Consider the following 13,926-nt stretch of genomic DNA (forward strand, 5'->3'; position numbering starts at 1 on the left):
AAAACTATCTTTTTAAAATAAAACCAGCTAAGTTGACGGGTTTAAAGTGATACAATTAGTACATATATCTATTACATATATGTGATCGTTTAGGTCGAACTCGATACTATGCAACCGCATAAAATATTATAACTAAGAGAGTTTGACGTGAACCAGACTATAGAGATCTCCTCAAAAAGTGTTTCACACCGCTGGACCCAGCATGACACCCATTGGGCGCTTAGCCTATTCGGGACAGCGGTGGGTGCCGGCATTTTGTTTCTACCCATCAATTTAGGCATGGGAGGCTTTTGGCCGCTGATCATTATGGCGGTGCTAGCGTTTCCAATGACTTATATGGCCCACCGAGGCCTGGCCCGCTTTGTGCTGTCTTCGCGTCACAAAGATGCCGATTTTACCGATGTTGTCGCAGAACATTTCGGCGCGAACGTTGGACGTATGATTTCGATGCTGTATTTCCTTTCTATTTTCCCCATTTTATTGATATACGGCGTTGGGTTGACCAACACGGTTGATAGCTTTTTAGTCAACCAACTGGGATGGGTATCACCAAACCGCGTGTTGCTGTCGGGCGTGCTAGTGGCTGGCATGATCGCGATTATGCTGGGGGGGAACGCCTGATGCTGCGCGCGTTCGCGGCGATGGTTTATCCATTGGTCGCCATTCTGGCGTTTTTGTCTTTTTATCTTGTTCCATCGTGGCAAATGCCGGATCTAAGCTTACCGCCGATAGGCGATCTGGGGATAAGTCTATGGTTAGCAGTGCCTGTGGTGATTTTCTCATTTAGCCATGCAGCGGCGATTTCCAGCTTTGCTAACATTCAGCGCCGCCATTATGGTGATGAGGCTCAAGGTAAGTCAGAGCAAATTCTCAAACGCGCGGGTATAATGCTGGTGGCTTTTGTATTGCTATTTGTATTTTCGTGCGTACTAACACTTAGCCCCGCGCAAATGGCAGAAGCGAAAGCACAAAATGTGTCTGTCTTGTCGTATCTTGCTAATGTCACCCATAACCCGTTTATTGGCACCTTGGGGCCATTAGTTGCTTTCATTGCGATTACTTCATCGTTTTTGGGACACTTCCTTGGCGCGCGTGAGAGTTTGAACGGCTTGGTGACTAAGCACAGTAAACTAGCGTACAAAAGCGCCGATAAGCTGGGCGTTATCGTGATGTTTTTTGCCATTTGGGGGTGCGCGGTGATCAATCCGAGCATCCTTGACATGATGGGCGCATTATCTGGGCCTGTGATTGCGATGATCTTGTTCATTATGCCAACCGTTGCGGCATATAAAGTTAAAGCGCTGGCGCAATACCGTGGGCAAGTCGGGACTTACTTTATCTTCATCACAGGGATGCTTGCGATATCAGCATTGCTCTACAACTTAATGGGCTAATTAAGCATACGTAATGCCTCGTTTAGAAAGCGCCCAATGGGCGCTTTTTTTCATTAGATTTTATAATCTTTCACCGACGGTTTTCTTATCCGTTACTCTCTGCGCATATCTTTTAGTAGTGACAGATAAATCGATTTAAATCAGTCGATAGACTCACATTCATTGCCATTGTTTGGGGTTTTATTTGTTAGCTTTTGAATGAGCCCATATTATGTAAAAACCAGTAATCTCTTTGCAGGGTAACTTGACAATTATCAATCTTTTTCTGTGTGTCAGCACCGATGATGAGATCAATGCTTATCAAACTTGAGGGCTGTTTTTATGACACATCCTACCGAAACAGGCCGCCACGTAAGTTGGGGGTGCTATCTAGCACTGATATTTGCTGTGGTGTTTTTCTCGGGGCTTTTACAATCCAATCAATGGTATGGCGTTTTCGATTTCACCACTTTGAACGGTTCCTTCGGGCAAGTTGCGTATCAGGCCACGACGGCGACGGATGGCACAATAGAGGTGGCAACCACATCACTCCGTGGTAAAGGTGGGAGTGGCGCACGCGATGGCTTTATTTTTGCGTTGACCTTAATTCCTACCGTGATGTTCGCGCTGGGTATGATTGGTGTGCTTGAGCACTATGGCGCGCTGGATGCTGCCCGCAAACTTCTAACGCCTCTTCTTAAACCTGTGTTAGGCATTCCCGGAAACTCTGGGCTTGCGCTGATCGCGTCCATGCAGAGCACGGATGCTGGCGCGGCAATGACCCGCCAACTGAAAGATGAAGGATATCTCACTAAGCGAGAAACCGATGTATTCACCATGTTTCAGTTCACAGCAGGCGCGACCATCGTCAACTTCTTTTCCTCTGGCGCGGTACTTTTTACCTTAACCATGTCAGACGGTTCGCTGGCGGTGGCATCGTCAATTGGCCTCGCTATTGGCGTGATCTTCTTGTTTAAGTTTATCGGTGCCAATATTTTTCGTTTGTACCTCAATATGACTGAGGGCAAAGGGCCGCAGCGAGAAGAGACGCAATCCTATCAAGAGGAGCACGCATCATGACCCAGTCTTCTACCAGTAAACCTATGGTCACTGACATCTTTGTCGAAGGTGCTAAAAAAGGGTGGCATATCGCAACAACCTCGACTGTGCCCAATGTTGTCATGGCGTTTGTGATCATCAAGGCACTCCAAATTACCGGTCTATTGGGCCTGATGGGGGAGGTATTTGCACCGGTGATGGCCGTGTTTGGATTACCCGGCGAAGCGGCTGCCGTGCTCATGGGTGCATGGATGTCTATGGGCGGTGCTGTGGGTGTCGTGATCACCTTGTTTGACCAAGGCATTCTCACCGGTACCCATATCGCTATCTTGGTTCCCGCTATTTATTTAATGGGCTCGCAAGTGCAATACATTGGCCGAGTAATGGGCCCGATTGGCACTGAAGGCCGCTATATCCCTATTATGGTCGGCATTTCTATTCTGAATGCTTTTGGCGCCATGTGGGTGATGAATCTTTTACTTTAGGAGGCATGATGACGTTTTCTTTGCAACGCTACTTGGATGAGTTGGCACCTTTGGTCAATGTTGACTGTGGCACCTTTCAACGAGAGGGTATTGAGGTGGTTGCGGCGCTGATGGCCGATAAATATGAGCAAATGACAGGATGGCATATTAAGCGGGTAGAATGTGGCGAGGCAGGAGTTGGATTGGAAATACGCAACCAGCCAACCAATCCACATATCGATGTGATGCTGATTGGCCACATGGATACGGTCTTTCCCCAGGGGACGGCGGCGGAGCGGCCTATGCATGTCGAGGACGGTTTCGCTTACGGTCCCGGTGTGTCAGATATGAAATCAGGCTTGCTTAATATCGTGTATGCACTGCGCGCAGTGCCGCAAGCGGAACGCGATGCATTGAGCATTTGTGTCTGCATGAACCGGATGAGGAGGTGGGTTCGATTCATTCCAGTGCCTGGATAGAGTCTGTTGCTCGCAAAGCACGATATGTGCTGGTGGCAGAAGCGGCGCGTGCAGATGGTGGCCTAGTCAAAGCCCGAAAAGGCATGGCTCGCTATAAAATTGCGGTTTCAGGGCGTGCTGCACATGCTGGGAACGAGCCTGAAAAAGGACGTAGTGCTATTACAGAATTAGCCCATTGGCTGGTTACTCTCGATAGTATGAAAGATCTAGAGGCCGGCACCAGTATTAATGCAGGCTTAATCGAAGGCGGAGCAGGAGCCAATATTGTCGCTGCTTATGCCTCGGCACTGGTTGACGTCAGGTTCTGGGACAACAATGCTTATTGCGCTCTTGATCAAGCCATTCAAGCACGCGCCTCTCACCCTTACACACCCGATGTCACCATTGAGTTGGTTCGCGAAGCCTACAAACCGGCGATGGTACCGACGCCTGAAACGGAGCACTTGATGGGTCTTGTGGAGGCGGCTGCCTTTGACGAAGCTGTGCCTATTCATTGGAAAGCGGTGGGAGGCGGATCAGATGCCAATAATACCGCAGCATTAGGGATCCCTAGTTTGGATGGCTTTGGCCCGGTAGGTGCTAACTTTCATAGTGATGATGAGTATTTACAGCTCGACTCCATTGAGCCAAGGATCCGTCTGCTCGCTCGTGTGCTATCACGCTTAGCAGAACAAAAAATGACCTAAACGTCTCGCGGCTACAATATGCGTAGCCGCCTAATACTTAATCGATCACATGAAGGACGGTACCATTTTTACCTTTGGTTTTTGGCTTGGTACATCGCTTTGTCGGCATCAACGATCTCATTATGACGCATACCGTTAGGGTAATAAGCGACGCCTAAACTGATCGTGACAGGCTTAGACGCGTGGTTGAATAGCGCTAAGCTCTGTCGTGCAATTTCATCACACAAAAGCCTCCCTTGCGCCAATGCGTGCTCAGCGCTCGCAAAATGCTGGAGCACGGCAAATTCTTCGCCGCCAATTCGCGCAATGATGGCATCGTTCGGCAATAGGCTTTTCGCCGTTTTAGCGACAAAACAAAGCACTTCATCCCCGTGAGCATGACCAAACCCATCGTTAAATGCTTTAAAGTCATCAATATCAAACACCATTAGCGCGATGTTGGCCCTACTTTGCTCCAAGGCATAGAGGTGTTGATAAAAATACCGACGATTGGGCAAGAACGTTAATGAATCGGTAATGGCCTGCTCTTGAAGCATATCGTTGGCTGTTTGCAGCGCGCGAGTTTTTTGTTTGACGGTTCGTTTAAGTAAAACAATATAACTGGTGACGATAAGAATGCCGATAGCGACCAAAGCAGGAAAAAGATAGGTAGGATAGACAGTCTCGACATCGTAGTACACCCAGCGATTGAGGAGCTGGCGTTTGGTCTCGTCATCTAGCCACGCGAACTTATTGTCTATGCGATTAAGTAAGGCCGTGTTCCCTTTCGCAAACCCGGCGTGCAGCATCTTCGTATAAAGATGCCTGACAGGGATAAAAAGATTCTGATTAGTCGTCGTGTAAAGATGGTAATTGGCGACCTGCAAATCAGCAATAAATGCTTGAACCTCGCCGGTTAGCGCCGCATCAAGCATCGCTTGATTATTCGGAAAAAGCTGCAGTGCTACGTCCGGAAACTTAGCTCTCATAAACTCTTCTTCGTACCCGCCTTGTACTACGCCAATTTTATGATCGGTCGTACCGGAAAGGACAAAGTCGGCAGATGTGCCCATCATGGATTGACTGAAAAACACTTGTGTATCGATGGCAAAAAGCGGTGTGCCGAACGCCATAAATTTCAACCGTTCAGGTGACTGAAGCAGTCCAGCGTGGACATCGGCTTGCCCAGAGCGGACTAAATCAATTGACGTTTGCCAATCGGTTAATAGAAACTCGATATCATAGCCATTGCGCTGGCCAAACTCCTTCCAAAAGTCAACTAATATTCCCCTAGGCTCTTGATTGCTATTGAGATAAGAGAATGGACGCCACGCGTGCGAGTTAGCCACTTTTAAAACTGGTTTTTGTGGCTGAGCTTGTTCGCTGTGATCAGCATGAGCGTTGGTGCTTATCGATAACAATACGCCAACGCTCAGGATAAAAACGATTTGGCGGGCCAAAACATACAACGCCCCAGAATGCCGCATAAACAACCCTTGAATATGGCAATAAATTAAATATACGACGCGCAACGCATCACGTCGTTATCATCAGTATATGAATAAACCTTAACGTCTGGGGATAAATGTCATTTTTTCCTCAATATTGAGATGAAAATGCCACAGCGCTGACGACATCACACTGCAGCAATTTGGCGACACGCGCTGAAGTAACAAGGTGCGGATAAGCTGATGCGTTAAATCACTATCCGTTACTATCCGTTAATGAGGCCATCAATGAGGGCATCTCGCTCAGCCATCACGCGCTCGTGGACCGTTTGATACGGATACGATGCCAGTGCGCCAAACCCAGGTATGGCTTTTGCTTTGATTTTTGTATGAAGCGGTGACGATAGCCGAGTAAAAAGCGCGTTATCGCCGCTGAGGTTGGGGTGCCGTCGCAAGCAGTGACAAAATGCTGACACCATGAGGATAATGCTTGCGCATCGATTGTCGGTAATTCAGGGCGCGGGGGCAAATTGGCGATCTGGCCTTGGCATACCGAGCAGTGCCCACAGCGGGTGGGCGCGGCGTGATCGCCAAAGTAGTCGGCAAGGCGCTGGCTAATACAGGTTGAAGAAGCCAACAATGTCAGTAGCTGGTTGATGCGAGCAAGCTCACTCTGTTCTTTTTTGGCAAAAAGGGCATACAGCGTCTCAGCTTGATCATGAATATCAATCTCGTGGGTGTTCACGCCAAACACTTGTGTGGCTTGTTGGGTTGCGAGTGATAACCAACCTTGTTCATGAAAGTACTCCAATGCGGTTAACGCGCGCTTTCTTTCTGCCCCAAAGCGTTGCCACAGTTGCTGGAAATCCATCTTGTACCAGGTTTTTGCTTTGATCGCGCATGCAAATAGCTGGGCAACAAATTCGTGTCGTTCGCCGTGAAATTTAGCCGTAATGGTGGTGGGCGATTCTATGCATTGGAATTTCACATCGGCAAAGTAACTGTATTGACTGGTGATCACTCCGGCCATTTCTAAGTAAACCAGTAGTGTCTTAAGGGGTAAAAGCCGAATATTATACGCCCGTGACAGGCTGTGGAGCATGACCTCCCATTGTTGACCAGCTTGTTGTATTTCTTCAAGAAGTGCCTGGATCGCCATTTTATCTGGCGTATCGCCGTAGATAAAATTCTCCAGGATATTCAAACTCGATTGGTTGGCGAGTACGGTGCACGTCGCCTCATGGCCATCTCGTCCCGCGCGGCCAATTTCTTGGCTGTAGTTTTCAATCGACTTAGGTAGATCAAAATGGATGACACGCCGGATGTCAGCTTTATCGACGCCCATACCAAACGCGATGGTCGCAACAATACATGGCGATCGACCCGACATAAACGCCTCTTGTATTGACACGCGGACATCATGATTCATACCTGCATGGTAAGCCGTCGCGGGAATATGCTGGCTTTGTAACCATTGGGCTACTTCCTCCACAGTTTGCTGCTGGGTGACATAAATGACGGTCGGCAAATGGGGTTCAGGCTGTAACTGCTCAACCAGCGCTTGCCGCTTTTGCGCCTCTTCCACGGCGACCACATTTAGATGCAGGTTAGGACGATAAAACCCCGTCAATGTGGTGTTATTCGCTGGGATCGCAAATTTTTTCTGCATGTCTTCGACCACCGCTGGTGTCGCAGTCGCAGTCAAGAGCMACACTTGCGGAATATTCAATTGCACTCGGTAAGCGGGGAGTTTGAGGTAATCAGGGCGAAAATTGTGTCCCCATTCAGAGATACAATGCGCTTCATCCACCACCAATAACGAGATTGGGATAGGGGTAATAAACTGGCGAAAGCGTTCGTTATTCAAACGCTCGACTGAAATCATCAGCACCTGGATATCGCCGCGACGGACTTGGGCCATTACTTGTTTGGTTTGCTCGGGAGTCTGCGTGGAATCGATGGTGGCAGCGGCAATGCCTTTGCGGGTCATAAAGGCGATTTGGTCATGCATTAACGCCAGCAAGGGCGAAATCACCAAGGTTAAGTGGGGCAGTTGTGTGGCAGGCAATTGATAACAAAGTGATTTACCCGCACCGGTAGGAAAAATTGCACAGGCTGATTCACCTTGCATCACACGCGAGATCACCGATTCTTGTCCTGCACGAAATGATGAAAACCCAAAAACTTGCTCAAGTGCCTGCGTCAACATACCGCCTCTCTCCATTTTAACCGAGTGTTTGTTTATGAACCGGAAAGAGACGGTATCGGCTACGAGCCGACGTTACAAGCTCGGGAGGCATGCGTGCGAGCGACCCCATTCATCTTCGATAAGCGGAAAAAGCTTTCCTGACCCGATGCGAGAGCCATCACAACGCCTTAACCAGTGTTGCGATCTCATCCCACTTTTGCTCATCAATTAATGTGGCTGGGACCATCCACGTACCGCCACATGCCAGCACAGAGGGTAATGCGAGATAATCGCTGACATTCTTTTCGCTCACGCCGCCAGTCGGCATAAAGTTGACGGGATACACCGCAGATAGCGCTTTTAACATCGCAATACCGCCGGAGGCTTCCGCAGGGAAAAACTTCACTGTCTCGATCCCAAGTTCCATGGCTTGCTCGACTAAACTTGGGTTGTTGATCCCAGGGATGATGGTAATACCGCGTTGCTGACAATGTTTCACCGTGGTGGGGTTAAGCCCAGGGCTGACGATAAAATCGGCACCAGCGTCAATCGCGGCGTCTACTTGTGCTGTGGTTAGTACAGTCCCCGCGCCAATGAGCATGTCGGGATACGTATCGCGCATGTTACGAATCGCGCTCGCGGCGGCGTCGGTGCGAAAGGTGATTTCTGCACATGGCAAGCCATTGTCTACCAAGGTTTGTGCTAACGGGACAGCATCGTCCGCATTATTGATCGCAATCACTGGCACAATACGAATTGCCTTAAGGCGTTGATTCAGTTCAGTCATGAGATTTCCTTACAGTAAAACGCTTAATAGCGCGACGATAACAAATGCGATAGTCCCGAGCAGGGTTTCCATCACAGTCCACGTTTTTAGCGTGGTTTTTTCATCCATTTCGAGTAAACGCGATACGAGCCAAAAGCCTGAGTCGTTGAAGTGAGAGAGCACGGTTGCCCCACCTGCAATCGCAATAACAATAAAGCATAAATCGAGTTGGGAGAGGCCAACAGTATGCGACACCGTGGGCGCAATCAGCGCGGCCGTGGTGGTGAGTGCCACCGTGGCAGAGCCTTGCGCGACGCGTAAGCAGGTGGCAATCACAAATGCGGCCAATATTACCGGCATACCGGTGTCAGAAAGCATGGAGGCTAAGGCCTGACCAATGCCGCTGGCACGCAATACCCCACCAAACATCCCGCCGGCGCCGGTCACCAAAATCACCGCACAAATGGGTGCTAAGGAGTCGGTACACAGTTTTTCCATTTTACTTTTGCCAAGCTTTTGGCCAAAGACGAGCAAGCACGTTAGTAGTGTGATCAGCAGTGCCACCGGCGTTTTACCCAGCATACGCAGAAAACCGACCAATGGGCTCTCGCCGTCAATGACGCCTGCAACACTGAGCGCGTTCAAACCTGTATCAAGGAAAATCAACATGACAGGTAGCAGTAAGATCATCAGCACGGTAGAAAAGGCGGGGTGATCCTTTTTGCTTTTAAACATCACTTCTGTATTTAAAAACGCCTTCGCCAGCGGAATATTGAATTTCTTGCCGGCATACAAACCGAATAGATAGCCGCCTAAATACCAAGTGGGTAGTGAAACCAGTAGCCCGACGACCAATAATAGGCCCATGTCTGCACCGAGTAAATCCGAGGCAGCAACGGGACCAGGATGTGGTGGCACAAAGGTGTGCATAACGGCAAATGCACCGGCAACCGGTAGGGCATACTTGATCGGAGAGCCGCCTAATCGCTTCGCGACGCTAAACATAATGGGCATCATCACAATCAGCCCCGCGTCAAAGAAGATCGGAAAGCCAAATAGCAAGGATGCGAGCCCCAATGCAAACGGCGCCCGCGCTTCTCCAAAGCGGTCGATCAGGGTATCGGCCAACACATTGGCCCCGCCGGTGACTTCGAGAATTTTACCTATCATGGCACCCAGCCCGACCAGTAAGGCGACCGACGCTAGCGTGCCGCCAAACCCTGTCATCATGGTTGGCACGACGTCGTCGATAGGGATACCCGTGGCCAGTGCTGTGCCTAAGCTCACCAATGTCAATGATGCAAATGCATGCACCTTAAGTTTCATTATTAGTAGTAATAACAATATGATAGCGCCCAATGCTATCAAGAGTAGGGTAGTGGGTTCAGGGCTTTGTGCGAGTAGTTCCATGGCTCACCTCTTTAGACCAGGATGTTTGTGTCAAACTTCACAAATCTCAACGTTACCGGTAACATGTTACCGGTAACCACACTAAGATAAAGACAATTATTGAATGCGTTATCAAAAATGAGATCTGGTTAAAATCTCGCTAAGGAGTGGGTATGGCAATTGGCAGTGTGATTGTGATGGGCGTCAGTGGCTCGGGGAAAAGTACCTTAGGCACAAAGCTGGCACAGCGCCTGGGGGCGAAGTTTATTGATGGCGATGACTTACATCCGCGTGCGAATATCGAAAAAATGGCAACGGGCAAGCCGCTTGATGATCATGACCGGACGCCTTGGTTGGAGCGGATTCGCGATGCTGCTTTTAGTTTGGAGCACAAACATGAATATGGCGTGATTGTGTGCTCAGCCTTAAAGCGCCGCTATCGCGACCAGATCCGTGATGGCAATCAGAACGTTACCTTTTTGTTTCTGGATGGGGACTATGCGCTGATTTTAGCGCGGCTTCGTGCACGCAAAGGGCATTTTATGAAAACCCATATGCTAGATAGCCAGTTTTCTACGCTCGAAGTGCCGGATGACGATGAGCCTGATGTTGTCCGCGTCGGCATTGATGCTGATATTGATACTGTGGTGACGCGCGCGGTGCAAGCTTTAGCAAACAAGGAGGATGCCGAATGATACATCCGACGCTTGTTACGGTAACCGACGCCTTGTGTGAACGCAGCCAGTCAACGCGCACCGCATTTTTACACCAGACGCAGATGCAAGCCGATGCGGGAAAAGCGCGTACCAACCTGTCTTGCGGCAACATGGCGCATGCGGTTGCCGCGTCGTGCCAGCAAGATAAACAGCATATGCTGGATATGACCACCGCCAATGTGGCAATTATCAGTGCCTATAACGATATGCTGAGTGCCCATGCCCCTTATGCTCACTACCCAGACCAAATAAAAGCCGCCTTGTTACCGCTGGGCCACACTGCGCAAGTGGCGGGGAGTGTGCCGGCGATGTGTGATGGGGTGACGCAAGGCCAGCCGGGGATGGAGATGTTCGCTGTTTTCGCGTGATGTGATTGCACAAGCGACCGCGATTTCGCTGAGTCATAATGTGTATGACGCCACACTACTGCTTGGCGTATGCGATAAAATTGCACCGGGACAATTGATGGGTGCGCTCGCCTACGCCCACTTACCGACCTTATTTGTTCCCTCCGGCCCAATGGCAACAGGTACCAGCAATGATCAAAAAGTGGCGGTACGTCAAGCTTATGCCGCAGGCGAAGTAGGTAAAGACGCGCTACTCGCCATGGAATGTCAGGCTTATCACAGTCCGGGAACCTGCACCTTCTATGGCACGGCTAATACCAATCAACTGGTGCTAGAGGCCATGGGATTAATCTTACCGGGTGCCGCCTTTGTCGCGCCAGACTCAGCATTGCGCCAAGCATTGACTCACCACGCGGCGACAGCATTGGCATCTCAGCATGCGGGAAGTGCCACTTACCGATCATTAGCCGATGTGGTGACTGAAAAAAGCGTTATTAACGGCGTGGTCGCGCTCTTAGCGTCGGGCGGCAGCACCAACCATACCATCCATTTAGTGGCTATGGCGCGTGCGGCAGGCATTATCCTGACATGGGAAGATATTGATGCGCTGTCCCATGTGGTCCCTTTGCTTGCTCGTGTTTATCCCAATGGGCCGGCTGATATCAATGCCTTTGAAGCGGCTGGAGGCGTACCCGCGCTCATGGCGCATTTACATGACGTCGGGTTATTGCATGCCGATACCCTGCCTGCAGTCGGCCAATTTAGCGACCAATTGACGCGACCCATATTAGACGATGGGCAGCTTGACTGGGTGCCTGCAGCGCCTTCTATTGATGCTGAGGTAATTGCCACTCCCGGCTCGTATTTCAGTGCCACCAGTGGGTTACGTATGCTATCCGGGAATATTGGTAACGCGGTGATCAAAGTCTCCGCGGTGGATCCCGCGCATCGCGTTGTTTGTGCGCTTGCACGGGTGTTTGATTGTCAGCACGAGGTCGAGCGGTCCTATCAACGTGGCGAGCTCAACCAAGATGTCGTCGTTGTGGTACGTTTCAATGGTCCTGCCGCCAATGGCATGCCAGAGCTTCATAAACTCATGCCTATTCTCGGCAATGTGCAAAAAATGGGTTACCAAGTCGCGTTAATCACTGATGGTCGACTATCGGGGGCGTCAGGTAAGGTGCCTGCTGCCTTGCACGTATGCCCTGAAGCCATGCATGGCGGTGCGCTTGCTGCCCTTCAAAACGGGGATATGATCACGCTAGATGCCAATGCTGGCGTGTTGACGTGTCAGGCTGACTTATCTCAACGCCCCATGGCGGAGCCGCTTCAAGCGACCAAAACGTGGGGACGTGACTTGTTTGTCGCGGCGCGTCAGCAGGTGTCACGTGCTGACGAAGGGGCGACTTATTTATTTCCATCATCACCCATTCAAACTTAATGGTTATAAGCTGGTGCCGTCTGTGATGGTGTGTGCGACAGCATGTACTTTTTCGGTGATGGTTTCGCCGCTCAACGCTTGGATCAGCAGTGTCGCACTGCGCTCACCGATTAATTCGCGGGGCGTAGCGACACTGGTGAGTCTTGGGCTGACCACAGTGCCAATATCCAACGCATTGTAGCCGACAATGCCTAGCGCTTCAGGCACGCCAATGCCTTGCTCTTTACAGGCAAGTAATGCACCGACGGCGAGGTCATCATTGGTACAAAACAACCCATCACAGTTTGGGTAGCGTGCCAAGGTTTGGTTGAGTAAGGTTTCGCCCAAACTAAAGGAGGAATGTTGCTCTGTTGCGACACAACGAGGAGTGAGTCCGGCCTCTTTCATCGCGCGTTCATACCCTTTGCGCCGCAACTGGGTTCGGGTATCTAGCCGAGCCGCCAAGTACACAATCTGTGTTTTACCTTTGTTGATCATCGCTTGAACCGCATCATAGGCGGCTTGCTCATGATCAAGCCCCACGGCCATATCAATCGGAGTGTCCGGGAGCTCCATGGTTTCTACCACAGGGATCGCTGCCGTTTTTAACATTTGCAAAGTACGTGGCGTATGGTTGGTTTCTGTCAGGATCAAGCCATCTACTTGATAAGAGAGCAGGGAAGCAATTTTCTCTTCTTCTGCCTGCTCGCTGTAGCCGGCGTGCGTAATTAAAATATCGTAGCCATGTGCCTGGGTTACGCGCTCAATACCCTGTACTAAATGGGCAAACACCTGGTTAGACAGTGAGGGCAGTACAATACCAATCGCTTTGCTCGATGCTTTGGATAGCATGGCGGGCACACGGTTTTGAATGTATCCCAACTGTTCAATCACAGCGGCAATCTTGTCGCGTGTACCGGGAGCGACTGACTCTGGGTTGCGCATATAGCGTGAGACCGTCATTTTAGTCATCCCCACGCGGTCAGCAATATCTTGTAAGGTGGCCCGGTTTCTTTTTTCTGTCATCTCAATACACTAACGATAAATGTTACTTGTAACATTAGAGCAATCCGGTTACGGATAAGCAAGCAAAACGTGGTGGGGAGATAAAAATATAGACTGCAGAACAGCAGACCCAAGATATTGAAGGTTAAGGCGCCACTTTTCCACGCAGAGACTTCGTCTGACTTTTGCGTTTTTTGGATTCTACGCGGCGACGCTGTGATGCTTTCGTGGGCCGGGTTGGCTTGCGTTTTTTCTGTTCGACCATTGCCCCCTTGATCAGTGCGGCAAGGCGTTCTAACGCATCTTCTCGGTTTAGCTCTTGGGTGCGATAGTTTTGTGCTTTGATCACAACGACGCCATCTTTAGAGATACGCGAGTCAGACAACGTCATTAATCGCATTTTATAGGCATCAGGGAGTGACGAGGCAGTGATATCAAAACGCAGATGAATCGCACTCGACACTTTATTGACGTTCTGTCCGCCTTTCCCTGCTGCCCGAATCGCCGTGAGCTCAATCTCAGCGTCAGGAATTGCCACCTTATTCGATAGGGTGAGCATACAACCTCTCATATTTGGAATAAGGGCGCAGTGTACATAGAATCCGGC

Annotated in this window: 8 protein-coding genes and 4 pseudogenes; 6 read left to right on the plus strand and 6 right to left on the minus strand. The window is 50.1% G+C overall.

All coding sequences use genetic code 11. The features are described 5' to 3' along the window. Positions 1 to 147 precede the first annotated feature (147 nt). From DZ54_RS19275 to DZ54_RS19280, 4 genes and pseudogenes are all read left to right on the plus strand, one after another. Positions 148 to 1,394, plus strand: a pseudogene (locus tag DZ54_RS19275) (aromatic amino acid transport family protein). Positions 1,395 to 1,715: 321 nt separating this feature from the next. Then, positions 1,716 to 2,453, plus strand: coding sequence for a nucleoside recognition domain-containing protein (locus DZ54_RS0105140; RefSeq protein WP_025673310.1), 738 nt, complete (start codon positions 1,716 to 1,718; stop codon positions 2,451 to 2,453). After that, complete coding sequence (locus DZ54_RS0105145) at positions 2,450 to 2,917, plus strand: YjiG family protein (protein ID WP_025673311.1); 468 nt, start codon at positions 2,450 to 2,452, stop codon at positions 2,915 to 2,917. The genes DZ54_RS0105140 and DZ54_RS0105145 overlap by 4 nt, the downstream gene beginning before the upstream one ends. 8 nt (positions 2,918 to 2,925) lie before the next feature. Continuing rightward, a pseudogene (locus tag DZ54_RS19280) lies at positions 2,926 to 4,061 on the plus strand (M20 family metallopeptidase). Between the two features lie 68 nt (positions 4,062 to 4,129). On the opposite strand, the gene DZ54_RS19285 reads toward DZ54_RS19280, so the two are convergent. The 4 genes and pseudogenes from DZ54_RS19285 to DZ54_RS0105170 all read right to left on the minus strand — a co-directional run bounded on the left by DZ54_RS19285 (position 4,130) and on the right by DZ54_RS0105170 (position 9,852). Further along, positions 4,130 to 5,527, minus strand: coding sequence for a transporter substrate-binding domain-containing diguanylate cyclase (locus DZ54_RS19285; RefSeq protein WP_128080453.1), 1,398 nt, complete (start codon positions 5,525 to 5,527; stop codon positions 4,130 to 4,132). 227 nt (positions 5,528 to 5,754) lie between these two features. Beyond that, positions 5,755 to 7,697: pseudogene (locus tag DZ54_RS19290) on the minus strand (RecQ family ATP-dependent DNA helicase). Between the two features lie 157 nt (positions 7,698 to 7,854). Continuing rightward, the gene (locus tag DZ54_RS0105165; protein WP_025673312.1) at positions 7,855 to 8,463 is read right to left on the minus strand and encodes a bifunctional 4-hydroxy-2-oxoglutarate aldolase/2-dehydro-3-deoxy-phosphogluconate aldolase; all 609 of its coding nucleotides are present in this window, start codon (positions 8,461 to 8,463) and stop codon (positions 7,855 to 7,857) included. A gap of 9 nt (positions 8,464 to 8,472) precedes the next feature. After that, the gene (locus DZ54_RS0105170; protein ID WP_025673313.1) at positions 8,473 to 9,852 is read right to left on the minus strand and encodes a GntP family permease; all 1,380 of its coding nucleotides are present in this window, start codon (positions 9,850 to 9,852) and stop codon (positions 8,473 to 8,475) included. Positions 9,853 to 10,004: 152 nt separating this feature from the next. Between DZ54_RS0105170 and DZ54_RS0105175 the strand changes: the two genes are divergently transcribed. Further along, positions 10,005 to 10,526 carry a gluconokinase gene (locus DZ54_RS0105175; protein WP_025673314.1) on the plus strand — a complete coding sequence of 174 codons (522 nt, stop codon included), beginning with the start codon at positions 10,005 to 10,007 and terminating at the stop codon, positions 10,524 to 10,526. Then, positions 10,523 to 12,335: pseudogene (edd, locus tag DZ54_RS19295) on the plus strand (phosphogluconate dehydratase). The gene DZ54_RS0105175 and the pseudogene edd overlap by 4 nt, the downstream one beginning before the upstream one ends. A gap of 3 nt (positions 12,336 to 12,338) precedes the next feature. Here the strand turns inward: edd and DZ54_RS0105185 are convergent. Together DZ54_RS0105185 and arfB are read right to left on the minus strand one after the other, a co-directional pair. Further along, on the minus strand, positions 12,339 to 13,346 hold the full coding sequence (locus DZ54_RS0105185) for a substrate-binding domain-containing protein (RefSeq protein ID WP_025673315.1): 1,008 nt from the start codon (positions 13,344 to 13,346) through the stop codon (positions 12,339 to 12,341). Positions 13,347 to 13,464: 118 nt separating this feature from the next. Then, positions 13,465 to 13,878: an alternative ribosome rescue aminoacyl-tRNA hydrolase ArfB gene (arfB, locus tag DZ54_RS0105190; RefSeq protein WP_025673316.1), complete on the minus strand. Its 414-nt coding sequence runs from the start codon at positions 13,876 to 13,878 to the stop codon at positions 13,465 to 13,467. Between the last annotated feature and the right edge of the window lie 48 nt (positions 13,879 to 13,926).

The organism is Salinivibrio socompensis S35, assembly GCF_000513715.1.
In the GTDB taxonomy this organism is placed as follows: Bacteria; Pseudomonadota; Gammaproteobacteria; order Enterobacterales; family Vibrionaceae; genus Salinivibrio; species Salinivibrio socompensis.